The following is a 26,423-nucleotide window of genomic DNA, read 5'->3' as shown; positions in this document are numbered from 1 at the left end:
GTCAATGCTCAATTGTCAAGTCGACCACTAAAGGTGGACCGCAACCCGGACCAAGAAAGGGTAAGCGCAATAGGTAACGCTGAGAAGAAGGTCTATTGTTGCCAGAAAACTTGACAATTGCCCATTGACCCCGTCGCGCCCACCCAAACATCAAAACCCATGTCGGCTCCTAGCCGAAGGAGTAAAGCCTGAATCTCGGTGTGCTCGGTGGGAGCAGAATCGGTCGTGCCTGCCTTGGTCGTCAGTGGCAGTTCATCATCATCGGGGATCGTGACAGGCTTTTTGTCCTTGCCAATAAACGCTCGTGGCTTCTGGGCCAGCTTCTTCGGATCGGTTGGGAGCTTCTTGGGATGGGCCTTGGCGTGTTGGAGAACTTCAACAACTGCATCCCCATCTGACTGCGACCACTTCGCTGGCGATCCTCGAAATGCACCAGTCCAAGCATTGGACGCCTCAGACTTGAGGAAGCATGAAAGGCGGTCCCGCAGGTCATGGACTGAAACTCCATACTCTGGATCGAGTTCCAGTAGGGGGTTGACCTGCAGGCGACATGGAAAAACCACATCCTTCCAGATCGGAGTATCGTCCTGAAATGGCTTCCCTGTGACTTCGAGCAGACCGACAAATCGGGAAACACCAGTCAGGTAACACAAAAAGATGTCGCCTTCCTTGATTCGCTGGATCGTCTTCCAGCGTGTTTCTCGGAAGCCAGTTACGTTGCTGCCGGCATTGCGGAATTCATTCCACGTTACGCCGGTAAATAGATCAAGCCAGTAGGTCACGATGATGGTTTATTTCGTTGTCGAACGTCAAAGTGATGAATGGCTGGGAGCGCAGCTTCCGGAGATTTGGACCACCGACTGGTTATACTTTGATCTTTTTGTTTACGTATTTATGGAGCACGCTCGATATCAAAGTCTGATACGGTATACCTTCTTCAAGTGCTATTTTCTGGATCGAAGAAAGATCTCGTTCGCTGATGCGAATGTTCACTCTTTTGTCTTTCTTTAAAGTGTTCTTGGCAGCCTCTTGAAACTGCTTGAAATCCTTGGGAGATGCGAGAGTGGATACCCATTCATCTCTTTCTAATTCTTCGAGTAATTCTTTCTCTTCCTGGTCTAATTTTAATGCCTTCATTTCAAATACTTCTTCGTTTCTTTTCTACTGGGAATAATCGTTTTCAAAAACCAAGTCTCGTCATCCTCAACGAATGGAACTGCATACACATAATCATTCATATTGACAATAAGCACTTTTTGGTGCGGATACTTTTCCTTGTTGGCGTGCTCCCTTACGTCTAGGAGATCACCCCGATCAAGGTGGTAAAGAACGTGCAGGAAACTCAGATTTCGGTTTTCGTTGAGCCATTCTTCTTTTTCTGGATCCCAATCATAAACCATGCTCTAAAAGATGCACAATGTGTGCATTATGGCAACACTATTCTTTGTATAACGCCGAAGCTTAGGAATCCGGCTTGTCCGGATTTCCAGAACCGACTTGTTCGAGTTCCTTCTTCATGGAGTGCGTACGATTTCAAGGATCTTCAATTCTTTGACTGCATGGTCTGGGTAATAGGAAACCGCATAGTCCCGAATGACTTTGCAGAACACTTTTCTCCCGGATTCATCTACCTCTGGAAAATCTCCCTCATCAAACGGATTTTCCCCGAGGTAATCGATAAACCGTTCAATACCCTTCTTTCGAGATCCTCCAACCGAATTAAGGGCCACAGAGGCCGTACGGCGAAGAAAAACCGTGTAAGATTCGGCCATTTAATCTTCAGTAGCTCCGCTCCAAGGGATAACATCCTTGTCGTCAATCATTTGGGACAGTTCTTTTTTCCGTTCAGGGTCGTTGGTACGCCGGATCTGCAGGATTAAAGCTGCAACTTGATCGAGCTCAGAGGGATCTAATTCCCTGATCTTTTCCTTGATCTGTTCAATGCTCATACTCGGACAGTAGATTATTCCTCAGCTTTTTCAATTCTCTTCTCGAACAGTACTATTGAGATAACAAAAACCGGCTGATATCCGGAGGGGGTTGGGGGGTATTTTTCACGGCGAAACGATCAACTCCAAATCACTGAACGTCAAGGGTTTTCTGATCTCCCTCGCGCGCGCCAGTTAGTCTTAAGAGTACTTTGTCAGAAAATCCCGGCAAAAAATACCCCCTCCCCGAAATCTTGTGAATAACTTTTTATTGCATGCATAGTGATTTTATGTTCACTATACGTTCCATGAAAACAATTCTCTTCACCCATTGGGAAACCGTGCTGCGAAACAGCGGGTTTCATTGCAGTAAGATTCAGTCTCACACGATTACAATCAGGTGGTATTTGGGGTGGCTGAAGCGGCGAGGCGAGAAAGCAACCTGCCAAAATGCCAGAGAGTTTGTGGCCGAGTTGATACGGGAGAGAAGTCCAGAGGATTGGATGGCGGAACGCTGGCGTCAGGCGTTGCGGTGGTTTTTTGTGAACGCCCCGGAACGGGTACCGGTTCACCAAAACAAGGGTGGTCAAACGCTGGCCCGATTTGGTGGCGGCGTGCAAATGGTACCCATGTCTCCCCAAACCTCACCCAGGCTGCAAGGAGAGGCTGATAGAAAGGAAAGCAGGATTCAGGACCGTAAAGAAAAACCGGACGAGCCCCATGAATTCAGGGTGATCAGGCCCAGTTTTCAAACAGCGGAGAACGGTGAAAAATCCGCCAAACGCGTTCATGAAACCTTGCCTGACTCGAAAGATGCGGATGCGAATCTGAACAAGGCCCGCGAGCTTATGAGGGTGCGTCACATGAGTCTGGCCACCGAGCGCAGCTACCTGGGTTGGTTGAAACGGTTTTTGCGGTTTTGCAAGGTTTGCGGCGACGGCAATCCGTCTCAGGAATCGCTTCAATCTTACTTGACCCACCTGGCGGTAAGGGAGGGTGTAAGCGCTTCCACGCAAAAGCAGGCGCTCAATGCCTGTGTCTTTTTCTTAAGAGAAGTCATGAAGCTTGAACTCGGAGATTTTTCCTCCTTCATGCGCGGTCGTATTCGGCGATCGATTCCGGTGGTGCTCAGTCGGGAGGAATTACAACGGCTGTTCGATGCACTTCCCGCACGTTACCGGCTGATGGCGCGTCTTCAGTACGGGACCGGCCTTCGATTGAGCGAACTGATGCGATTGCGGGTGAAGGATGTGGATTTTGCCCGGCGTCAAATTGTGGTGCGGGCCGGCAAGGGAAACAAGGACCGGTTGGTGGGCCTTCCCGAACCTTTGGCTGGTGAACTGGAAACCCAATTGCGTTATGCCAGGACCCTGCATGAGGAAGACCGCCGTCGCGGGCTTCCCGGAGTAGAGATGCCCAGTAGTGGATTGCAGCGAAAATTTTCCAAGTCGGCGGAAGCATGGGAATGGTTCTGGTTGTGGCCGGGACAGAACGAAAGTACGGATCCCCGTAGCGGAGTAATCCGACGCCATCACTTCCATCCGGGCATTTACCAGAAACATATCAAGCAAGCGGCGAGGCGGGCCGGGTTGGCAAAACGGGTGACCTCGCATACTTTGCGCCACTGTTTCGCCACCCACCTACTGGAACGGGGAACGGATATCCGCAGCGTGCAGGATCTTCTGGGACACCGCAGTATCGAAACCACGCAGATTTACCTGCATGTTCTTTCAAAACCCGGAATGGCTCTGCCCACGCCGCTTGTGGCCTGAACGAGTTTTTCCGTGTCGTAAAACCCCCACCTCCGCGGCTGCGCCGCTAAAAAGCAAATTCCTAGTAATACCCACGCGTTCGGCCCAGGCATCCCAGTTCGCGGCAAGCTCCTCTATCTTTGTTGGGTTGGATTGACTATTAAGTTGTCTTCACTTGTTGGTCTATTTACCATACCAGTAAGGAGTGGTTGGGATTCCAGTTGAGAATTCTCACTGTATTACTTATCGGATGTGACTGTATTTTTAAAAAAAATCCTATCAAAAATATAGTGAGGACGATAGCGTTTACCCCAAAATGAAAATCCTTTTTTTAGCCCTACTGTATCTGCTTCTTCAAGGGAGTGCGCAGGCTGCCTTGGAGAAGCCCAACGTGCTCTTTATCGCGGTTGACGATTTACGAACTTCTTTAGGTTGTTATGGCGATCCGGTGGTCAAATCACCGAATATCGACAGTTTAGCGGCAACGGCGCGCTTGTTTAATCGTGCCTACTGCCAACAGTCGGTGTGCGGTCCGTCGCGTGCTTCCATCCTGACTGGAAAGCTCCCGGACAATACAGGTGTTTGGCACAATCGAAATTTGTTTCGAAAAACTCTGCCGGAGCTTGTAACTCTGCCGCAGCTTTTCAAAAATAATGGATACCATGCTCAGGGATTGGGCAAAGTATTCAGTGGTAATGAGAAAGAAGAAGACCCGTTATCGTGGTCGGTGCCACACGTGTTACGGCTTGAGGGTTGGAAGAACTACGCGCTACCTGAAAACAACCACCGTGAAGGGAAGGGAGTACCATTTGAAAAGGCTGAAGTGCCAGACGATGGATACCCGGATGGTCAACTCGCGAACCTTGCCATCCAAACCCTGAAAACTCTCAGCCGGAAGCCGGAGCCTTTTTTCCTGGCCGTCGGCTTTTTCAAGCCGCACTTGCCTTTCAATGCCCCCAGAAAATATTGGGATCTGTATGATCCGTCTGAATTCGTATTGCAGGGGAATACCACCCGAACACGGGGCGCTCCCGAGGTAGCTTACCCTGACCATCTGGAGCTCGGCGGGTACGAAGGAGTCCCGTCAGACGAGCGTGTTTCAGTTGAGCAAGCCCGTGACCTGCGCCACGGCTATTATGCCTGTGTCAGCTACACGGACGCACAGGTGGGGAAACTGCTTGATGCGTTAAAACAACTAGGTCTCGAAGAAAATACCATTGTTGTTCTTTTCGGTGATCATGGTTACTCGCTGGGTGAAGCGGATCATTGGTGCAAGGACACCAACTTCGAACTGGATACGCATGTTCCTCTTATGATACGCGTACCCGGAATGCCACAGCCGGGTGCCACCACCGATTCCTTAACCGAATACGTCGACATCTACCCTACGCTTGCCGAACTCGCAATGCTCAGCCCACCTGCGGATCTCGATGGCCGAAGCCTCGTGCCTATTCTTGAGCATCCCACCGCCCCAGGCCACGACCTGGTACTCAGCCAGTTCTCCCGCCCTTTCAAGGGCGGCAATCCCGAAATCATGGGCTATTCAATTCGCAACTCCGACCATCGCTACACGCGTTGGATTGATTGGAAATCGCGCAACATTTTGTCTGAGGAGCTTTACGATTATACTTCTTCTGTCAGTACCCAACGGTTGTCGAATTTTCTCATCGAGCGCGAAAATCTGGCGGACAATCCCGGCTTTGCAGTGCTGCAAAACACCATGAGCAAAAAAATGGATGTCCAACTTCGCGCCAGAACCCGGCCCGTTACCTTAAATGTCTCGGGCAAGAAATCTTTGAGTAAACCATGACAATCAGGAGCATCTTCATTTTGAGTTTTCTTTGGGGAAGCATTGCCTTCCCTTCAGTATCGCAAGCGGCGGAGCCCTTCCTGGCAAAGACGGTGCTCTTTGAGGAATTGACCAACGACTTCACGTCCTACCGTATTCCAGGCATCGTGGTTACTGCCAAAGGCAGTGTGCTGGTCTACTGCGAAGCGCGAAAATTCAGTGGCGCCGACCGTGGAGAGATAGAAATTCACCTTCGACGCAGCACGGATGGAGGCCGCACATTTTCCCCGGCCAAACAAGTTGCCCACCTGGGACCTCGACTGGCGCGAAACCCGCACATGTCTGATGAGAAGAAAGCAAAAGACATGGGTGGCCCCGACGAACAAACCGTCAATAATCCGGTGGCCATCGCCACGCGCGAAGGCGTGGTGCACTTGCTTTACTGCGTGGAATATATGCGCTGCTTTTACCTGCGCAGTGACGATGATGGCATTCATTGGACAAAGCCCATTGAGATTACTTCCGTGTTTGAGGAATTTCGAAGCGAACTGGATTGGCAAGTCATCGCCACCGGCCCCGGACATGCCATGGAAATGGAGAATGGACGACTCTGTGTGCCTTTCTGGATGGCTACCTACGATTCCGAGGCTTCATTACGCAAAGCGGTAGGCGTTATCTTTAGCGACGATGCCGGGGAAACATGGCAACGCGGCGAAATCGCCATTCCCGGGGCGGGGGAGCCCAACATAGTCCCACTGGCCGATGGCCGGGCCCTCATAACCGCCCGCAATACCAACCCGCGGGATCGCCGTCTGGTAAGCTATAGTCCTGATGGAGCAGGCGGGTGGTCGAAGCCTGCGTTTGCCGAAGACTTGCTCGAACCAGGTTGTATGGCTGGAATAATAGCACATCCGGGAAATTCCACCCTTTCAGGTCCACTGGTTCTGTTTTCCAATCCCCATACCACCGCGCGTGCACATTCGGCCCGCCGCGATGTGACCATAAAACTCAGCCGCGATGGCGGTATGACCTGGCCCATGAAAAAGATCCTCCAGTCGGGGCCCAGCGGTTACAGCGACCTGGCTGTCCTCCCCGACGGAACGGTTCTTTGTTTCTACGAAAGCGGCACTGATAAACCGGTTGTGATTCGTAAACGTGACTGGGCTTATGCCAATCTCACCCTTGCCCGCTTCAATCTGGAATGGATCGTCCGATAGCCTCGTCAGATCGTGTACCGGCCCTGTTAAACAACTTCCCAACGATTACCATTGAATATGAAAAAAACCTGCCTGCTTTCACTATCCGGACTACTGCTTGCGTTGTTGATTTCCGTGCAGGCGGCCCAGCCGAACATCTTGCTTATCGTCTCGGAAGATAATGGTCCCGAACTTGGGTGTTACGGCGATCCTTATGCGCGGACACCAGTCCTGGATAAGCTGGCCGGGGAGGGCGTTCTTTTTCATAACGCTTATGTGACGCAAGCGGGTTGCAGTCAGTCGCGCGCGAGTTTTTTAACTGGATTGTATCCGCACCAACATGGGCAAATCGGTCTCGCGACTTGGGGGTTCCGGCTCTATCGGGAGGACACGCCGAATCTTCCACGCAGCCTAAAGGAAGCTGGCTACCGGACCGGACTCATTGGCAAACTGCATATCAATCCCGAATCGGCTTTTCCCTACGACATGAAGGAAATTCCCTCCGGGAACTTCGCGCGAAAAAACCTGGGGGATTACGCCCGTTTCGCGGAAGCTTTCATGCAAGCCGGTACCCAACCCTTTTTCCTGCATGTCAATTATCCCGATGCACATGATCCATGGCTGCGCCAGGTGGACGGGTTGCCAAAGGATCCACAAAACGGCGGCGACGTGAAGGCCATGCCATATTTCGGAATAGACCCGCCGGAGATGCGTGAAATGATTGCCGATTACTACAACTCGATCAGTCGCCTCGACACCCTCGTGGGGGATTTACTCAAGGCCTTGCGAAACTCCGGCAAGGCGGACAACACCCTCGTCGTTTACCTTGGCGACCACGGCGCGGACATGCTGCGCGGCAAACGCACCTGTTACGAAGGCGGCGTTCGTATTCCGCTAATCGTCCGTTGGCCGGGCGTGGCGAAACCGCAGGTGTGCAATGAACTGGTTTCCACCATCGATTTGGTGCCGACACTGCTCTCCGCGGCCAAGGCCCGGACTCTTCCGGATCTCCCCGGGGCATCCTTGCTTCCGTTGATTACCGGGGAACCGGTCCCTTGGAGAAAACATTTGTTCACCGAGTTTCACACGCATGCGGCCAAGGCCAACTTCTACCCGCAGCGTGCCGTGCGTAACGGCCGGTACAAACTCATTGAGAATCTGCTTTCGAGTGAAGAGAATCCCGGTTACGCCGACACCTTCCGCAAGCTCGAGGCAGACGCCGTTGAGCGCGGCCAGGCGGGTTTCGATGGAGGCCTGGCGCGAAGCGTCGCCAACGCCGCGCCCGAGGTTCGCTCCGCCTACGCGTTGATGAAAAAACCGCCCAGATTCGAACTCTACGACCTGCAGGCCGATCCTTATGAATTTCGCAATCTTGTCGACGATTCCAGACTTGCGGCGGCATTTAACGAGCTCAAACAAAGCCTGCTTTCCTGGCGTCGGCAGACGAACGATCCGCTCCTGGATCCAGTCAACTTGCAACTCCTGAAAGCGGAAGTCTACGGTCTGCAGTCAAAAGCGGAGGGTAAAGACCATGGTTGGGACTACCCGGATTACTTTTTCGGTAAGAAACCATCTTCCGGGCCGGAAAAGGCGCCTCAATCCAATACATCCGCCAAAAGCAAGAAGACCAAGAATCAGTCACAATGAAAAAACGCTTCACAATCCTGGCGCTGTTGCTCGCTCTGTCTATGCCTGGGTTGGCGGCCAACTCGACAAAACCGAATGTCCTGATGATTATTGCGGACGACCTGAACGACTGGGTCGGTTGTCTTGGGGGTTATCCGGGAGTTATCACACCGAATCTTGATCGTCTGGCCGAACGTGGATTGCTGTTTACCAATGCCCATGTCGCCGCGCCGGTTTGTAATCCATCACGGGTAGCTATGATCACCGGCAGATCTCCGGGCAGCACAGGCATCTATGCCAACAACGTGATCTGGCACGAAGCAATGCCCGGTGTAACGTCGATTCCGCAGCATTTCAAAGCGAATGGTTACTATGTGGCGGGAGGAGGAAAAGTACTTCACCACACGCCAGGATTCAACCGTCGCAGCGACTGGCACGAGTATTTCGACCAGGTCTTTGACAGTCATTACCAGGATCAACTGGCGCGCGGTCTTGATGTTAAAAACTTCAGCTGGCCGGAAGGGTTTCCCCTGAACCAGCTTCCATCGGTCAAAGCACTGACCAAGCCTCCGGTGAATCCCCGCGAATTTGACTGGGGACCTTTTGACGTGAAAGACAGTGAAATGGGTGATGGCCAGATGGTCGAGTGGGCGGTCAGGTTCCTTCAGGAACCTCCCAGTGAGCCCTTCTTCCTTGCGGCGGGCAATTACCGTCCTCATCTGCCGTGGTACGCGCCGCGCAAGTATTTTGAAATGTATCCGCTGGATCAAATTAAAGCGCCACCCATAAAGGACGATGATTTGGATGACATACCGGAAGGCGGCCAGCGCATGGCCGCTGAACGGCGTGGAGATCTCGAGCTTGTCAGGGACGCTGGCAAGTATCGCGAGGTGTTGCAGGCCTACCTGGCAAACATTACCTACTTTGACGCCCTGCTGGGGCGCCTGCTGGACGCGCTTAAAGCCAGCCCGGTGGCCGACAATACGATCATCGTATTCTGGTCCGATCATGGCTGGCATTTCGGTGAGAAAGAACACCTGCATAAATTTACCCTTTGGGAACGTTCTACGCGGATTCCGATGATTATCGCCGCGCCGGGCGTGACGAATCCGGCAACTCGCTCAAGTCGACCCGTAGGTACCATAGACCTGTTTCCCACGCTGATTGAACTATGCGGTCTACCGCCGGTTGCCGAATTGGATGGGACCAGTCTGTTACCATTGCTTCAAGATCCTCAACGCAAATGGGATCGGCCTGCTTTAACTACCCACGGTCAAGGAAACCATGCCTTGCGGACGGAGCGTTGGCGTTACATCCGCTATGCGGACGGTGGCGAAGAACTCTACGACCATCAGAGCGATCCCAACGAATGGAACAATCTCGCCGGCAGGGAAGAGTTTAGACAAATAAAAGCTGAACTGGCCGCAAGCTTGCCGAATAAGGATATGCCGCCCTCGAGCGGAAAATCCAAGCCCTAGAAATTGTTAAACCCCAAACAGAATTAACCTATGAAAAATCTTCTTCAATTTATTCGGACGTTTGCTGTGACTGGCATTTGTTTTGTCCTGTCGGCAGAGCCTGCTCAGTCAGCATCGTACCAAGGGGACGTGACCGATGTGCGCGTCATTAGACAGGTGGATCAGCACCCGGATTCATGGAGAGTCTGGCAACCGGTAATTACGCAGTGGAAAAAGAACCACTTGATCACGGCTTTCGGAGCGATGACTCATGGGAAAAAGGACATGGGGGATATTTTCGCCACGGTTTCCCGCAACGACGGGGACAGCTGGGAGGAGCCGGTTGTTGTCTTCGATCACAATAAATGGCAGGGAGACATTCAGTTCGCCTATGCCAACCCGGTGCTCTTCAAACCGGAAGACCAGGACATTGTCTGGTGCTTTGCCATGCGCTGTTCCATCAAGCAGGAGAACAGTGAGGAATCCTACCTGGTGGCCGCCTTCACTGCGGACGGCGGACGCTCTTGGACCCCCGTGGAGCTGGCCATGCATTATACGGGGCCTTTGATCACCAACGCGACGATCGTTGAGAGCGAGATAAAAAATCGGCCGCGTTACCTGCTCCCCGCCCACAGGAATACCCTGGCCTCCGATCCCCGCGGCAGCCGTGACCACTTTATCCTGGGCAGCAGCAGTTTGTTGGAGTGGGAGCTCGAAGCCTTTATACCCCAACCCGAAAGTCCCCGGGTTTTTCTACACGAGGGTAACATCGCCCCTGGTGATCATCCGGGGGAACTGAAAATCGTCATGCGCACGGCCGATTACGATGATACCAATAAAACGACCGACCCGCCGCGCGCTTATTCAAGTGTCAGTAGGGATGGGGGGCACAGCTGGAGCGTTGCCCGGGAGGAGCCGGATCTGCACAATGCCAAATCCAAGGGCTTCTTCGACCGCGCCACGGATGGCACCCACATCTACGTCTACAGCGACGGTCCGGCCCAGCGCGACTTGAGCTGGCCGGGTTTTCCCAACGGGGGACGGACGTCCCTGCGCTATAAGACCAAAGCGCCCGGCAGCAACTGGAGCGTGGAGAAAACCTTCTACGACGCCGGGATCAAGAATTCCTACCCCACGCTCGTCGAGGTGGCGCCGGGAGAGTTCCGTTGCGTCTGGGATAGCGGCACGGCCAACACGGCACGCACGCACATTCAGTTTGGAAAACTCACGCTCAAGCCATGACGCCTGCCGACCTGTCAAAAGATCTTCGCGATGGAAAAACCGTTTTCGGCACGCTGATCGTCTCGCCTTCACCGCGCTGGCCAGAGGTGGTGAGAGGCTGCGGGTTGGACTTCGTCTTCATCGACACCGAGCACATAGCGCTCGACCGCGCCCAACTTAGCTGGATGTGCCAGACCTACGCGGCGTTGTAGACCTCGGCAGGGTCAATGCTCAATTGTCAAGTCCACCACTTCAGGTGGACCTCAATCCGGATCAAGAAAGGTTAAGTGCAATAGGTAACGCTGAGAAGAAGGTCTATTGTTGCCAGAAAACTTGACAATTGCCTATTGACTCCGTCGCGCCCCTCTAAGGACGTCATTTACTCTCCTTCTTCGCGAATCTCTATACAGCCTGGCTTGCTGCCTCAAGCTCCCGGCTCGCATCTTGACTCGGTTAATGCCGCCCGGGTCCCAAAGGGGTCAATATGAAATATGAACATCGACCCTTTTTTCTATCGTTTGAACATCGACCCTTTTTTCTATCGTTTTTTTCTATCGTCAAGGACAGATCCAAGAAATACACCCAGGTAGGCATTCCGAAAATGCCAGAGACTCTGCAGGATGTACTGTCGCGTACCCATTCTCAGGAGACAAGGTGTCCGTCCAACAATTGATAGGTCTTTTCCATCTTAGCAGCTAAACCGGGATTATGAGTCACGACCACCAGCGCAACTCCTTTTCCCTGATTTGCTTTGATCAACAAGTCGGCCACTTTCTCCCCGGTAGACGGATCCAAAGACCCTGTTGGCTCATCGGCTAAAATGATCTTTGGCTCGTTGATTAATGATCGGGCGATGGCAACGCGCAACTGTTCACCCCCAGAGAGCTGATAGGGTTTGTGAGTCATCCGATCCTTCAAGCCAACCTCTTCGAGAAGTACCTCGGCACGAGCCCTGGTATCAGCCGCCGATTCTTCCCAACCACCTGCCAGGCGTGGGACTAAAATATTTTCGAGAACTGAACATTGCGGAAGCAGGTAATGAAGCTGAAAAATAAATCCGATTGAGCGATTACGGAAATTCGCCGCAGCCGCTTCGTCCAGCTCAGCAATGTTTTGCCCGCCAATCTCCACCGATCCTGTCGTTGGTGAATCGAGCGCTCCGAGAATGTTGAGCAGAGTCGTCTTTCCACTCCCCGATGGTCCTACAATCGATACCGCCTCACCGGCAGCCACCTGCAAATCCAGATTGTTTAAGACGGACACGGGCCCAGCCGGACTTTCATACACTTTGGAAACTTTGCTGACATTAATCATGAGAATATTCTTAAAACCGATTTTGCTGTCACAGAGGTCGCGACTAAAGTTGCTCCTACAAATGGTCGAAAGCAATGTAGGAGCGGTTTTAACCGCGATTCACCTAGACCATCCATATTCGATTACCAGGCACCGACAATCAACAGTGAATCGTCAGAGTAAACTTCATTTAACAATATTCCACCGCTTGGCCTTCATCTCAAACACCGGAAGAGTTCCCGTCTCAACCACATTCACGTCAATCCGCATCTGAAGTGCTGTTCGAAACTGTTTCTGCAACTCTGCTGATACCATTTTGGGATCATCGTCTGTTTCGATTCGAATCGAGACCTGGGTCAGGGGTGAACGCTTGTCGATGTCGACCTGATATTCATTAATGGCTGGAACGGAACGAACGATAGCATCCACGGCGCTGGGGTAGAGATTTACGCCACGCACAATTACCATGTCATCGACCCGACCAATGATTCCTCCTTCGAGGACAAACAGTTCGGGAGGTTCACCCGGGACAGAGACGGGTTTGACAAGGTCTCGCGTACGATAACGAATCAATGGACTCGCATAACGTCCCAAGGTCGTTAAAACGAGCTCCCCTGTTCCGCCTTCTTTTATCGGCTCGTCGGTTTCAGGGTCCAAGACTTCACAAAAGAAATGGTCATGAACAAGGCGGACAATGTTAGGATTGTTTAGATCGCCGTGCGAAACTGGCCCTACTTCAGTCATACCATGGTGATCTAGCAACTTGGCCGGAGTCCAGCCTCTTTCGATACGCGCACGAATCTCGGGGATACTTCCGCCTGGTTCACCACCTACAATAATGCATTTCACACCACTCTCACTTAAATCAATTCCGAGCTCCTTAGCCACCTCCACCAACCTTAGCGCATAAGTCGGTGTACAACAGAGGTAGGTCGGTTTCTGCGTCATGATAAATCGAAGGCGATCTGAGCTTCCCATGCCGCCGGCTGGTATGGAGCGCATCCCCAACTGGGTTGCCGAATCGAATGCCGCCCAGAATCCAATAAACGGTCCGAATGAAAATGCAAAGATAGCTGACTCGCCAGCTTGGGCTCCGGCAGCACGCCAAGTCGCCTTCCAACTGTCCAACACCCATTGCCAACTTTCCGGATCGTCCAACCAAATCAATGGCCGACCACTGGTTCCGCTGGTTTGATGATAGCGAGTGTATTGCGTCGATGGATAGGTCAGGAAAGTTCCGTAAGGTGGATGGGCCAGCTGGTCCTCAGCCAACTCGGACTTTGTGGTGAATGGCATATGTTCACGGAAGTGCTCCAACGATTTGAAACCATCCAAAGCGTCCGCCTCTTCCAACTTCTTTCGACAAAAAGCATTCGTTCCGACAATAGCTTCAACCAATCGGTTGAGCTCTTCTAACCAATATTGTTTAGGGGATTCGTTCACGCGAAATAAAAATAATTGAGCTAAATTATGGTAGGGCGGTTTGGGTGACGTCGCAAGCTCGGTAGCCAAAACCGCCGATTGTCTGACGGCTCGCTCGGCGATCGAGCCCTACCTCATCTAACACATTCGTGCATTGAATTTAGTTTAAATCAGAATCTACGGCAGCTACTTGGGAAGCAGGAGCTATTTTCGGGGCAGGGTCGGGCTTGAACTTTATCACCATAAATCCTCCCGTTGCGGCTAAAAGAATTCCCGCAAAAAACTGCCACGGAACACCTGCGAAACCACCTTTGGGCGGATGAAGAGAGATCGCAGTAACAGCATTTACAATCGGAGCACCGGCGAACACGATGGACATCACCGCAGCAGGAGAACCTTTCGCGCCGAATGCCAGCAGCGTTCCAAGTGCACCGACCGCTCCCAGTGTCCCGGCGATCAATGATAACCAAAACCCCTTTGAAGTAAAAGACAGGTTACCTCCGTTCATCTTCAGCAAAATGAACGGCCCCAACACCGCGACGATGAAGTAGGCAATGCCCACGACAAGAAACGCCTTATAGCGCCCAAACTCGGGATCGCCCATAGCCATTTGACCGCTGTGGAGGAATACTCCGTAAAGCCCCCAAGTAAATACAGTGATAAGTGCAAAATAGAACCAATTCATATTTCCAGAGATTGGAGGTTATTTTCTCACAGTTAAAGGGAAATTCTTGCTAATCCTGCAGCAAACTATGCGTCGACCAAATCTACCAGGATCCGAACGAACAAGGAATCTCCATTTTGAGGAGCAGGAATCGTGTAAGTCTTCAAAACAGTTCCGCCAACGGGGACTTCGGAGGTGAGATTTTCGTTGTCGATCCAGTTGTCGAGGTCCAAAGGAGTCTGCACTTTGAAAGTGGCATCAGTCACATTGTTGTCCCAGGGAAATCTGATCTGTAATTCTGTCGTTTCTTCCACTGCTTGAAATGTGGCCAGAGGCCCTAGATCGAAGAACCCTTGCTGCAAGGCCATTGCATATTCGAAAACATTTCCTATGCCATCACCGTCGCCGTCTTGCAGAGGTTGAGTTAGGGTGTCAGCTGCCAGCTCTTCAGCTGTGAAGACCGTTGATGCCCAGGCGGCGTAATTCGCAAACGAATCGTACCGGGCAGTTGCGGTAATTGATTGGGCGCCATAAGCTAAATCAAAACCGATACGGTTGGGGAAGCTATTCGCTACATGGTCAAACACACCGTTAATGGTTCCGGCAGTCAAAAGGGTAAAGGTCTGATCCACCTCTGGAATGAACTCTGGTTCCACAGGGAAAAGTGCCAACGTCCCCGCGAGCGTAGCCGTATTTGAAATTGCCATTAGATCATAATCAACGCCCGAAACACCGTCACCGAGTTCAATCTGTAATTCGCTTTGTGCGTCTTGCGAGTAATCACCATTGACCGTGAAAGTGCCAGGGGAGGAGCCAACGACTATGACAGATTCAATCTGAGAAAGGATCGAGGCATTGATTTGTCCTCTTCCACCAATCGTAGTACCGTTGGCACGAATAAAATCAGCATCCAGTATCCCATTGTTTATCATTTCAGATCCTGGATGAAAAATCACCTCACCTGTAACCTTCAAGGTATTTTCGCCACTGTCATATTCAAAACCATCCTCAGTGTACTCCATGGAACCTTCTATACGAATCAAAGAACCGGCAAAAGCTTCGATTCGACCGGCTGATATGGTTCCATCAGTTCGGATTCTTAAATTCCCAAAATGACTCAACGTTCCAGGTACATTTAGAATACTCCTCTCTACATTTGTCGTTCCCCTATTTAAATAATTCGTGTCGGTGTTTTCAGTCGAATCCGAGTCCCGAAGAGTGAAAACTCCAGAATTCTCTTTTAATATAAATCCGTGAAAACTAGAAGAGTTATCAAAAAGCACCGAAGCCCCGCTGTCGATGGTGTGCAAAAATACTAAAAAATGAAGTCTTATCGTAGATGCTTCGAGCGTCCAATGTCCTTCTGTAATATGGCCACCGTAAAATGGTTGGACCTCACCACCTATTAATACTTCCACTCCGTTAAACGATACAGATCCTTCGTTGTGAAGTTCTGCCTCAATGAAATAGGAGCTAAAATCGTTGGAATCAGATTCGAAGATTAGGGTAGATCCAGGGAATACTTCTAATGCTCCCCCTTCGTCACCGGTTAAAATTTCAAATCCTTCGTCACCTGCGGAAATTCGTAAAATAGAACCGTGGTCTACTATTATGCCCCCGTCATCCAATAGGAGAGAATTGGATATTGTTGAGCGGGATGAGTTATCCAAAACAATTTCTCCACGTATTCGAGTGGGCACGAGTCTATTATTAATAAAAAACTCAGAGTTCCTTACCGATATAGAACCGATATCTCGATCGCTGTTTAGATCACCATTAAAAAAAAGGCGGGCATAATTGGATGCGATTATTTTTCCCTCTCCTTCAACATTGCCGTTGATTTCAAAATTTTCCAGATTGTCATTACGAAGCCCATTGAATTCTCCAACAAATTCCAAAATAGACTGAGATCTCAACTCTATATTGGAATCAATTTGAATTCGTGATTCTCTGGGACGTCCGAATTGTACATTGGCACCATCTTCCAGAATAAATCCACTGCCGTTGTCAGAATCGTCCGAAAAAATCACTTTTGTATCCGTCATCTGTGTATTCGATTCAAATCTGATAATACTGGATCCAGTAAAGGTGGAACCTGCCCTGAAATGAACCTGCATCGAAGGTTGAGACAAGGCGATAACGAGCTCCGAACCTGTACCCATAATTAAGTGCTGATAGAAATTTTTCTGGATAAATGAAATCGGCTCATCCTCATCCTCAAACTTCAAGGCGCCAAAATTTTCAAACGATAAGTCAGGTGACATTGGATTCCAAGCTGCTGCTGCATCCGAAACCGTAACGGTCGTGGTCGCCCCCGCTTCGTTCACAAAAGCAGGCAGGTCATTTAAGAAACTTTGCCACTTGATATCAGAATCACCTTGAAGTCTGACAGTTCCAGATCCCGTCAAACGGGCATTCTTCTCCAGTTTAAGCGTGGGGATGGAAATCTCCGCATTCTCTCCCAAGTCGACTGTAGCGTCCGATTCGATTTTCAATCGCCCAATTGAACCAGTTCCGTTTAGGGTCAACTTTGAAGGTTCCCCCAGGCGCTTCTGTTCTACATTGATAAGGTTGGCTTCAATTTCACCATTAACCGTTAAATCTGAAAATACATTTAAGCCTCCGGGAATGGCGGCTGTCAGATCCTCAATTTCGATCAGCAAGGGCCATTGGTCCAATTGCACCGGTGACAAAATGAATGAATTGATCAGGGCACTGTCTCCGGCAAGTTCTCCAGGGAAGGAATCAACTGCGTTCCCCTCCGCATCATTCCAATGGCCTTTTACAGTCCAATCGTAAGGCTCCACCGCGTCGTCCCTCCAAATAAAAGGATTTAGCCTGGGTTTGGGTTCTGGCTCAGTTGCCACGAAAACCACCCTGCCCGGCCCCAAGTCTGCGCCGACTGGTTCCATGCGGGATACATACGTCACCTCCGCGTTATCGCTTACACCAGTGACAACTCCGTCGAACCCACCACTGGAACCAGCAAAATCAATGTCCCGAAGCGGCGCAACTCGGTCGTCTGGTAAGCCATAAAAATAATCAAGATTCAAAGGAAAATCCGTAACAGCCACTAAACCCAACAATTCATTTTCATCCGTTATCCAAAGGCTATCTGCACTTCCTGCTCCCGGTATAGAAAGCGTTGCATAAAATACAATTTTTCCGCTACGCGTCAAAACAGGATGCTGAAAATCAAGCCAGGTCGCTGCAGGATCAAATCCGGAAACAATACTACCTTCCCGAGCAATGCGAAGCGACTCCAAGCCATTGTCTGTAATCTTAAATTGCCAAAGCGCGGTATTACTTAAATTGGTAAAAACAGGATCCTGCTCTTCCACAACAGCGAGAATCGTATTTGCGACTCCGAATACCAGGGAATCGATATCATTGGTGGGCGGGACATATAATCCAGAAAAAGTGACTGCTCCGTTTTGCGTTTGAACTTCGACCCCGGATGTCAGCAGAACTTCTTCCGCTTCGCCAGGTCGTTTCATCACGAGAGCGCTTGAAAAATCAGCATATTGAACGGAGTAAACAGTGATGTCGGATTCATTAATGGCGGGATTGGAAATTGCATTGATGAGTGGACTACCAACCCCAGTCCTGGCCACCAACTCGAGTGCCCCGCCATTAGTGGAGCGTAATATGGCTTCTTCGAAAACCGGTCCGGTGCCTTCGATCTGAGCACGAAACGCGACATCTCCTATCGGGTTGATCTTTGGACCGATAAATTGCTTGGTCAATTGATAGGTAAAACCTGGAATCTCCGGCACTTCACTCCCACCTTTTGCTATGACAGCTGTCGGACCTCCTAATCGTGTTTTGAGTAAGCCCCAAACAGTGTTGTCTATCATTTGTACGAGGATGTCTCCACCATCGCTTAGTCGAAATCCTGCGGTCTCACCAATCCTCCAGCCTTCAGAACCCGGTATCAGTTTTTCCTGAACGACTAGATTGCCACCCTGAAAAAGAGCCAACTCGGAAAACGGATCCGCCGCATCGATGGGTGACACATATATGAGTTGTCCTTCCCGGTTTACAAATGGAGTCACATCCGAGTCGCCGGGTCCAACCACGGCTACCTGATCACCGGTATAGTGCCAAGTCACTCTCTCCTGAACGCCTGTAAAACGGTGAACCCCTGAAAAATAAACGTCACCATCAGAAGAAAGTACCGATCGCCCGATCGCAAAGTAAGGTTGGTCGTTTTTATTCCCACCTTCCGGCGTACTCAGATTGGCATCCATCGCCACAGGCTTGGGTTCCAAACCATGAAGGCTCAAAACCGGTCCGAATAATGACGCTCCAATAAAGCACAGGAAGATGGTGGTAACTCTAAACAATTATTAAAGTATACACCCTAGACGGAATAGCGGTCAAGCGGGGTTAACCCCTATAGATTTCTATAAAAAATGCTGTGCGACTAGTAGGCCTCTCTTAAAACTTATCTCAACAATTTCTCTTTAAAATATTCCGGTATGTTCCGGTGCGTCGATTCTTGCCCAGGATAATTTAAGTGGTTTTCAAGGCCGAGGGCATCCATGCGAATTTTCAAGGTAACACCGAAAATTACGTGATGAAGCGCCCAGGATTTAATTTTCGCAGGATCAGCGGGAATGGGATCAGACGGATTCATGCTGTATTCCATATAGACCGGAACATCGTCAGCAGTCAGATGGGTAATAGGCGAAAGTTCTTTAATCCATTTTCGAATTTCAGGTTTGTCGAGATCATCCAGGGTCCGAACGCCAAACAAGCGAGTCATGGCAGGATTCTTGTGGATCATGTTTCCCGGAATCGATTGCTCCATCCAATGGCGATCAAAGGTAATCTGACCTCCCTGGGTGGCCACACAGGTCAAGCGCGTGGATTCCCTTAGCACAGGATCGTCACTTTCCGGATCGGCCATGTCGTCATGGAATCCTAACCACATCGAAATCATAGCTCCCGCAGATCCGCCGTAAGCCCCTACTCTGGCAGGATCAAAATTCCATTCATCCGATTTGCTTCGAAGAAACTGTAAAGCGCGGCGAGCATCATGAAAACAGGAAGGAAAAGGTTCCATCTGAACGTAGCGATAATTAATGGCAGCAACCGAGATACCCGAGGATAAAAACTCCTTTAGGAATTTCTGATCGATGCGATCCTTGTCGAAGGATTGAAAGCCACCTCCATGAATGAAGACAACGAGTGGTGTAGGTTTGCTGGATTGAGCCTGATAGAAATCGAGGACATTGCGCTCATACTCTCCATAAGCGACATTCGAGTACGTCGGAGTTTCCGCATTCGCTCGGAGTACGAATAGTAGAGAAACAACCACAAAGTGGACTATCCGTTTCTCTTTCATTTCGATAAAACCTAGTTCAATTCCAGAATACCTAAACGGCGAAATTGGAAATAGTGTTCGTCGCCGTGTCCGGCGAATCCCAGGTGACCTTCAGTGAGCAATTTTCCAGGATGGGCTCGGTCAGCCATGTACTCATGGATTTCCGATAAGTCGGTATCGAGAATTACAGTGCCATTTAATTCGACGCGGATGGTCGAACCAACGACCGTAACCTCCTCGTAATTCCATTCTCCATAAGGACGGAAATAACCTCGATGCGCTCCGGTCATCCCATAAGCACTACCATGTGCCTGACGTGGATCGATCGTTGCATAGCGTTTATCGTCATGGTCCAGAATCTGCAATTCGGTCATGCCATCATAAGCCGGAGCACCTTCCCCAGGATAACGAATAGCTAGTCCGTTGTTTCCTTCGGGTTCCATAATGAACTCAAATCGAAACGAAAAGTCGCCGTATTTTTTATTCGTATAAATGTGACTGCCATCCCTCCAGTGAATCGTATCGCCTATGACTTCCTTGCCATTCTTGTCGCCAAACCATCCATCAAGAGTTCCTTCTTTAATCAAAGGTTGGTATCCAAGTTTGCGTTCCCCTTCTCGTAACCAGGCATTCGCGGTTTCGGCATCAATTTCCCGGACAAAAATATTTCTCCAACGAATCTCCCCACCATGTGTTTGGAGATGAATAGGACCGCTAGCAGGCAGAGGTTTCTCCTTATCGTAATACCCATGCATGATGGCGCCATCGACGACTAGTTTACCGTTCAGCCAAACCCAGGTCCGGCTTCCAAGCTGTCTCATTTTTACTTTGTTCCATTCGCCGAAGGGCTTATCCGCGTGCACCAGAGGTAATTGGCCGGGTTTCCCTTTTGGATTGTTAAACAGACCTCCAGATCCCTTGTCGGCATCGCGCTCCCATTTTCCACCCTCCTCGGTGGTATCCCAAATCTGAACCTGAGGAGACCCTCTTAGATAGATCCCGCTATCCGCCTTCGCCACCGTTTTGTATTCGAGCATCAGTTCAATGTCTCCATAATCACGATCCGTGGTGGCGTATGGACCGTGCCCGTCGTTTACCAGTTCACCGTTTTCCACACTCCAATGTTTATGAAAATCCACCTGCTGGCCTTCAATCGCGGTAGTCCGATTTTCAGCCTTGAGTGACTGGTGTGGATTATCTCCAAGCCAGCCCGCAAGATTTCGCCCATTAAAAAGAGCCTCAAATCCTTCTGGAGGATTCGCAGACCAAAGGTTTCCATTCAAAATAATCCCAAACAACGCGGCTACAAATGTTTTTTTCATATCAAAATCGAATTCTAAACATATTAGAACGAACGATACTCCCGTCCAATATATTGGTTGGCGGCTCTGAGGTTGGTGATCTTCATGGACTTGGCATTCCATTTCAATCTGCGTTCTGGAAACTTGCTGGCAACAACCCCTAATTGAAGTGTTTCAGTTAACGGTCCTCCATACGAAAAGGGAGATCTGGTCTTTCCATTCGAGAGACAAGCATCGACCCACTCACCATGGTGATCAATAGGATCAAGCTTTGGGACGGGAACACTACGAATCAATTCCTGAGGATAGGTCCTGGGACCGCTCATATGCGGCATCATCAGGTGATTTCCATCTTCACCTATAAAGACGCATCCTTGATTTGGCATTTCAATTCCGTCCGGCAGAGAAAACCCGGGAATGGTCGGAGGAGCGAAGTCTCCATCGTACCAAACCCATTTCAGCTTTCTTGCTGAGTATTGAGTACGACCAAACTCATACTCCACACGATTACTAACCGGATGCGCAAAGGAGTTAGACTTTCGGCAAGTCGCTGTAGCGGAAACAGGATCGGTCAGCTCAAGAGCTCTGTAAGGGGTATCAAATATGTGGACCCCCATATCCCCGAGTGTGCCTGTCCCAAAGTCGATAAGCTTACGCCATTGGCCAGGATGATAATAATCATTTATAAACTTTCGTTCCTGAGCCACGCCAAGCCAGAGATTCCAATCCAGAGAATCCGGAATAGGATTGGCTCCCAATGGAGCTCGATCCTCATCACGTCCCCATTGTTTGTTAGACCATACATGAACTTCACTGACTTTCCCAATCAGTCCGGAACGGATATATTCAACGGTCATTCGCTGACCGATACTCGAAGCAACTTGAATCCCAAGTTGGGTAACCAGGTTCTTCTTTTCAGAAAGGGTTCTTAGTTCGCGGTTTTCCTGAACATTATGGGCAAGCGGCTTTTCACAATACACATGCTTTCCGTAATCCATGGCCGCCATAGCAATAGGAGCGTGCATGTGATCCGGAGTAGCAACCAAGACGGCGTCGATCTTCGAATCCAGCTTTTCAAACATTTTTCGATAATCACGATACGTCTCGGTCGAAGGCACCAGGGCGGATGCGGCGTCCAGGTAATTCTTGTCCACATCGCAGAATCCGACCATGTCGATATTGGGCAATCGAAGTAAAGATTCGAGGTTCCCCATTCCACGATTACCAACACCGACTTGAGCGATCTGTAATCTGGAATTGGGAGATGCGGCCCAAACCCGTGAAGGTAGAATTGATATTCCAGCGAAGACAGAGCTGGTTTTTAGAAAGTCACGTCTGTTCATGGTGTGTTTCAGGATTTTTAAGTTGTATCTACCCATAAAGGAATCAGAACCCACCAAATAGCGCAACAAAGACAAACACCTGAATTTAAAAAGCTGAAGGTTGCCTAATGGTCGTGGTTTTCTTTTAGCAGCTCTGGAAAATTAGCTTGAAACTGTTTCAATCGAGGAATGGAAACACCTCGAATGTAGGGATTGTTCGGGTTCCTCTTTTCGTAGTCCTGATGATAAGCTTCTCCCAACCAAAATTTCTGGAAAGGATAAACTTCCGCTGCAACCTTTTGACCACCGAGTGTTTTATTAAGCGCAGCGATCTTTTCTTCGATGATCTTTTTTTGCTCATCGTTTTGATAAAAAATAATCGAACGGTATTGAGAACCACGATCAGGACCTTGGCCATTTACCTGGGTAACATTTTGGGAACCAAAAAAAACGTCTACAAGGGTGCTGAAGGAAACAACCTTCGCGTCGTAGATAATTTCAACAGCTTCCGCATGGCCGGTTCTACCGGTATTACTTTCTTCATAGGTAGGATTTTTCGTGTGTCCTCCACTATATCCGGAAATAGATTCTTTAACGCCTTTAACACTTTCGTAGACGGCTTCAACGCACCAGAAACAACCGCTTGCAAAATAGGCACGACTGAGTCCGTCAACGGGCTCCACTTGAACCGGAGGCAGATTCAAAAGACTGGTGGCCTTGTCACTCGTGTTTTGATTATCGATAGGCTGGCAACTCGCTTGAAAGGTAATCAAAGTAAGAGCTGCTATAGAGAAGCTTAGGAAGTGATTTTTTAGTATCATGACTTGAAGATTTGACGTTAGACGCTGTCCAAAATTCCAAAAACGCTTAGGACATCGCAGAAATTATTCGTTCCTTAAGAGCATCAGGTAGCGGGGCTTTAGATATTTTTCCAGAATTGGGCTCAAAACTTACATGAATAATCGTCAATTCACCAGCGGCTACCAAAGCAGGCTTCGGTTCACTATCATCGAATATCCAAAAGCCGTAACGAAGGGTTGTATTTCCTACATTTAGTATTCGAAGGGAAACATTCAGCAATTGCTCAAATCGTACAGGTTTAGTAAAGTCGCACCTTACACTCACTCTTGGCCAACCTTGCCGTTCCTCACCTTCCCCTGTGTGAACCGAAAGTCCAAGAGAGCGCCAGAATGCGTGCTCGGTGTTCTCTACATAGCGTAGGAAGCTGGTGAAATGAACGATACCCGCGCAATCCGTATCGGCCCATTCAACGCGGCGCTGTTTGGTAAAATGAAATGTTTCTGGAAGACTCATATCAGGAGAGGTTCTCAGATTGAATTGAAGAATTAAAGACCCGAGTAAGATCGAGGAATTGTTTGCTCATTCTGGGTGCGCTGAAAAGTGATTCTATATTTTGTCGGCCCCGATCCCGCATGGTTTGCATTCGTTGGGGATCGTTTAGCAAAGTGGACCACGCCTCGGCAAATTCGTGAGGATTGTTTTCTGAGACACAGACACCACCCGTAGCTTCAATAATTTCAGGAAATGAAGCTATTTCCGGTTGCACCACCGGCACTCCACAGGCAATCGCCTCCAGCAAATAGAGACCAAATGCTTCCTTATAAGTAACTGGCACGGAAAACAGCGAAAGTGATTTTAGAAACGAGATTTTTTCATCGCGCGATAAATTGGGAAACCACGTGACATCCTGCTCTAGACCCGCAGCGGCAATTCGCTTCTTAAGTTCCTTAATGAGCCGGACATCACCAGCAGTCATAGCACCGGCAATTTTCAATCGAGCATCCGTATTCCCAAGTTTGGTTCGCAGGTGGATAAATCCATCCACCAGTATCTCCAACCCTTTTTCGCGACACATTCTGGCAAGGTACCCGATCGTCGGGTACTCAGGAGGCGTTTCAGCTACTTCGTAGCCTTCGAGCTTTATTCCGTTATGCATAACGGAAATGTTTCCTTCAGGAAACCCAAGGCGTTGCTCCATGTACCTGGAGTAGAAATGACTGGGAGAAATCAGGAGGTCGGCGGAAGACAATCGTTCCGCCATGCGAGACCAACACTGACTGCGATAAGGTTCGGGCAACCCATCGAGAAAGGAATCCTCACCTTGGAAAAATAAAACAATCGGGACATTCAACCGTTCTTTTATTTTGTCCGCCAATCCAGCCTGCAAGGCAGTCGATAGAACAACCACCTCGGGTTTTCCGATCTCCTCCAACCAAACCAGCAATTTCTCAAACTCCTTGCCGAAGCCGCTCTCCTCCACGTTCAACATATCCAGACACATTTCACCGTGGGTTCTGGCGGATGTCATGTGACTGTTTCTGGCAGCCCACCGAAGGAGTCCCTTCGAGTTGAACCAGCGGTCCATAAATGCAGGCAAAATCCGGAAGAGAGAAAGCTTGGACTGTAAAAACATATTGATGCCGCCAAAAAACACCGGAGTTTCCCTAAGCCCTTCGAGCGGTTCCTCATCCAACATGAGAGGCAAATACATGGGCAAAATCACAACATCTTCTCCCGCTTTGTGGAGTTCGATTGCCAAAGCGTTGTCACGCATACAGGCGCCGCAGTAGTAACTGCCGGTGCCAGGTGTTAGAAAAGTAAGCTTCACGAGTAGGTAATTGCTGCGAACCCTACGACGCCGTTTACTGGGCCACTGGATTCATATTTGCCCGACCATGAGATAACGGTTCCGGCAAAGATGCAAAATCTTTCATCGCATCGAGCAACTCCGCATAATCACGATCTATCAGATCTCCAATCAGGCAATCGGTTAACGTGCCACGTAAATGCATATTGGCTTTTATTAAATCTGCAAAACTGAACCGTTCGTCGTAAAAGGCGTAGACCACTTGACGCATGGTCTCGATCGAGCTGCATAAGCGCTCCCCGTATTCCTCAAAGTCGGCAGCCTTTATCGGCTTATCCTGTTTCAACGCTTCGTCTGCCGCGTCAGCCGCCATTTCAGCCGATTTGACTGCCAGAAAAACTCCGGATGAAAATACCGGGTCGAGAAATGCGAAGGCATCGCCAATCAAGACCAACCCATCCGTCGCACAATGTTCTCCGCGATAGGAATACTCCCCGGTTACCCAGTACTCGCCAAATTGTTTACCTTGAGATAAATGCTCTTCGATCCAGGGATTATTTTTAATCTCACGCTCGTAGATCTCTTTTGGGTCTCTGGAGTCACGATAGAGATAGTCTCTGTCGGCCACGATCCCGGAGCTGACAATGTCATCAGCCATCGGTATATTCCAAAACCATCCTTTCCCATCGAGGTAAGCGACGGTAGTGGATCCTTCATCCAAGCCCGGATCACGCATCGCCCCTTTGAACAGTGTCCAGATAGCGATTTTATTTAACTCAGGGTCCCGTTTTCGTGAACCGGTTTTGCGGAGGAACAGAGCATCCCGCCCGGAACCATCGAGCACTATCCTGGAATTGAACTCTAAAACTTGTCCATCAACCGATTGCGCTTTTACGCCGACAACGGCTCCTTTGTCATCCTTAATGAATTCAGTGACCGTGGTTTCCTCCAACGCCGTTGCACCTTTCTCCCGCGCATTGTCCAACAGCATCAAATCGAAATCGGCCCGCTTAACCTGCCAGGTCGTTGAAGAAGGATGTTCGTAGTGTTGGAAGAAATAAAAAGGGGTAGACACTTTTCCGTTTCGACCAACGAACTGTACGCTGTGCTTTTCCGTCCAGGCCATTTCCTTGATTTTATCAATCACACCGAGACGCTCAAAAGTGAAATAACAATAAGGCATCAACGACTCTCCCACGTGATAGCGCGGAAACTTTTCCTTCTCAATAATGAGGACCTTCCATCCCTTTTCGGCGAGTAATGCCCCGGCGGTAGATCCGGCTGGTCCGCCTCCGATTACAATGGCGTCATAGTCTTTGGGATAAGTCATAATGGAATAGGTATGATATCTAAATAGATGTGTCGGTTGTAATTATTCAACTGAAGACGCGGGGAGGATTTCCATAATCCAGGCTAAGGTCTCCCCGCTGGTTTTACTTAACTGGCGGATTCAATTCTGAAGTGCAAGAGAGCGAACGATAGGTGAGTTAGGTGCTTGCGAGCACCCTCGCCTAAG

Annotated in this window: 23 protein-coding genes; 7 read left to right on the top strand and 16 right to left on the bottom strand. The window is 49.8% G+C overall.

Annotated features, from left to right (window positions below; all coding sequences use genetic code 11):
- Positions 1–92: 92 nt before the first annotated feature.
- From O3C43_15340 to O3C43_15320, 5 genes are all read right to left on the bottom strand, one after another.
- Entirely contained in the window at positions 93–782 is a 690-nt protein-coding gene (locus tag O3C43_15340; GenBank protein MDA1067865.1) for an EVE domain-containing protein, read from the bottom strand.
- 82 nt (positions 783–864) lie between these two features.
- Positions 865–1,137: a CopG family antitoxin gene (locus tag O3C43_15335; GenBank protein MDA1067864.1), complete on the bottom strand. Its 273-nt coding sequence runs from the start codon at positions 1,135–1,137 to the stop codon at positions 865–867.
- Positions 1,134–1,400, bottom strand: coding sequence for a toxin (locus tag O3C43_15330; GenBank protein MDA1067863.1), 267 nt, complete (start codon positions 1,398–1,400; stop codon positions 1,134–1,136). The genes O3C43_15335 and O3C43_15330 overlap by 4 nt, the downstream gene beginning before the upstream one ends.
- Before the next feature lie 114 nt (positions 1,401–1,514).
- Positions 1,515–1,772 carry a hypothetical protein gene (locus tag O3C43_15325; protein ID MDA1067862.1) on the bottom strand — a complete coding sequence of 86 codons (258 nt, stop codon included), beginning with the start codon at positions 1,770–1,772 and terminating at the stop codon, positions 1,515–1,517.
- Positions 1,773–1,949 carry a hypothetical protein gene (locus O3C43_15320; GenBank protein ID MDA1067861.1) on the bottom strand — a complete coding sequence of 59 codons (177 nt, stop codon included), beginning with the start codon at positions 1,947–1,949 and terminating at the stop codon, positions 1,773–1,775.
- A 287-nt stretch (positions 1,950–2,236) separates the two neighbouring features.
- On the opposite strand from O3C43_15320, the gene O3C43_15315 reads away from it, so the two are divergent.
- The 7 genes from O3C43_15315 (at position 2,237) to O3C43_15285 (ending at position 11,180) form a co-directional block, all read left to right on the top strand.
- Positions 2,237–3,700 (top strand): integron integrase, encoded by a 1,464-nt coding sequence (locus O3C43_15315; protein MDA1067860.1) that lies wholly within the window; start codon positions 2,237–2,239, stop codon positions 3,698–3,700.
- Between the two features lie 295 nt (positions 3,701–3,995).
- Complete coding sequence (locus tag O3C43_15310; protein MDA1067859.1) at positions 3,996–5,489, top strand: sulfatase; 1,494 nt, start codon at positions 3,996–3,998, stop codon at positions 5,487–5,489.
- Positions 5,486–6,685, top strand: coding sequence for a sialidase family protein (locus O3C43_15305; GenBank protein ID MDA1067858.1), 1,200 nt, complete (start codon positions 5,486–5,488; stop codon positions 6,683–6,685). The genes O3C43_15310 and O3C43_15305 overlap by 4 nt, the downstream gene beginning before the upstream one ends.
- 57 nt (positions 6,686–6,742) lie before the next feature.
- Positions 6,743–8,311: a sulfatase gene (locus tag O3C43_15300; GenBank protein ID MDA1067857.1), complete on the top strand. Its 1,569-nt coding sequence runs from the start codon at positions 6,743–6,745 to the stop codon at positions 8,309–8,311.
- A complete protein-coding gene (locus O3C43_15295; GenBank protein ID MDA1067856.1) occupies positions 8,308–9,768 on the top strand; it encodes a sulfatase in 1,461 nt (486 codons plus the stop codon). Before O3C43_15300 ends, O3C43_15295 begins: the two co-directional genes overlap by 4 nt.
- Before the next feature lie 30 nt (positions 9,769–9,798).
- Positions 9,799–10,989, top strand: a complete 1,191-nt coding sequence (locus O3C43_15290; protein ID MDA1067855.1) for a sialidase family protein — start codon at positions 9,799–9,801, stop codon at positions 10,987–10,989.
- Positions 10,986–11,180, top strand: a complete 195-nt coding sequence (locus tag O3C43_15285) for a hypothetical protein (GenBank protein ID MDA1067854.1) — start codon at positions 10,986–10,988, stop codon at positions 11,178–11,180. Before O3C43_15290 ends, O3C43_15285 begins: the two co-directional genes overlap by 4 nt.
- Positions 11,181–11,610: 430 nt before the next feature.
- Here the strand turns inward: O3C43_15285 and O3C43_15280 are convergent, their stop codons facing one another.
- From O3C43_15280 to O3C43_15230, 11 genes are all read right to left on the bottom strand, one after another.
- Entirely contained in the window at positions 11,611–12,282 is a 672-nt protein-coding gene (locus O3C43_15280; protein MDA1067853.1) for an ABC transporter ATP-binding protein, read from the bottom strand.
- Positions 12,283–12,447: 165 nt separating this feature from the next.
- A complete protein-coding gene (locus O3C43_15275) occupies positions 12,448–13,704 on the bottom strand; it encodes an AMP-binding protein (GenBank protein ID MDA1067852.1) in 1,257 nt (418 codons plus the stop codon).
- 139 nt (positions 13,705–13,843) lie between these two features.
- Positions 13,844–14,368 (bottom strand): hypothetical protein, encoded by a 525-nt coding sequence (locus O3C43_15270; protein MDA1067851.1) that lies wholly within the window; start codon positions 14,366–14,368, stop codon positions 13,844–13,846.
- Positions 14,369–14,433: 65 nt separating this feature from the next.
- The gene (locus tag O3C43_15265) at positions 14,434–18,693 is read right to left on the bottom strand and encodes a hypothetical protein (protein MDA1067850.1); all 4,260 of its coding nucleotides are present in this window, start codon (positions 18,691–18,693) and stop codon (positions 14,434–14,436) included.
- Between the two features lie 101 nt (positions 18,694–18,794).
- Entirely contained in the window at positions 18,795–19,697 is a 903-nt protein-coding gene (locus tag O3C43_15260) for an alpha/beta hydrolase (GenBank protein ID MDA1067849.1), read from the bottom strand.
- A gap of 11 nt (positions 19,698–19,708) precedes the next feature.
- Entirely contained in the window at positions 19,709–20,998 is a 1,290-nt protein-coding gene (locus O3C43_15255; protein MDA1067848.1) for a DUF1080 domain-containing protein, read from the bottom strand.
- Between the two features lie 23 nt (positions 20,999–21,021).
- Entirely contained in the window at positions 21,022–22,320 is a 1,299-nt protein-coding gene (locus O3C43_15250) for a Gfo/Idh/MocA family oxidoreductase (protein MDA1067847.1), read from the bottom strand.
- Positions 22,321–22,424: 104 nt separating this feature from the next.
- Entirely contained in the window at positions 22,425–23,120 is a 696-nt protein-coding gene (gene msrA, locus O3C43_15245; GenBank protein MDA1067846.1) for a peptide-methionine (S)-S-oxide reductase MsrA, read from the bottom strand.
- A gap of 46 nt (positions 23,121–23,166) precedes the next feature.
- Positions 23,167–23,613, bottom strand: coding sequence for a thioesterase family protein (locus O3C43_15240; GenBank protein ID MDA1067845.1), 447 nt, complete (start codon positions 23,611–23,613; stop codon positions 23,167–23,169).
- 1 nt (position 23,614) lies between these two features.
- Positions 23,615–24,928 carry a glycosyltransferase family 4 protein gene (locus O3C43_15235; GenBank protein MDA1067844.1) on the bottom strand — a complete coding sequence of 438 codons (1,314 nt, stop codon included), beginning with the start codon at positions 24,926–24,928 and terminating at the stop codon, positions 23,615–23,617.
- Positions 24,929–24,962: 34 nt separating this feature from the next.
- Complete coding sequence (locus O3C43_15230; GenBank protein ID MDA1067843.1) at positions 24,963–26,237, bottom strand: NAD(P)/FAD-dependent oxidoreductase; 1,275 nt, start codon at positions 26,235–26,237, stop codon at positions 24,963–24,965.
- Positions 26,238–26,423: the final 186 nt, after the last annotated feature.

It is taken from the genome of Verrucomicrobiota bacterium (assembly GCA_027622555.1).
Classification (GTDB): domain Bacteria; phylum Verrucomicrobiota; class Verrucomicrobiia; order Opitutales; family UBA2995; genus UBA2995.
Note: the sequence above shows the minus strand (reverse complement) of the source record. Positions and strands in the feature narration are given on the sequence as shown.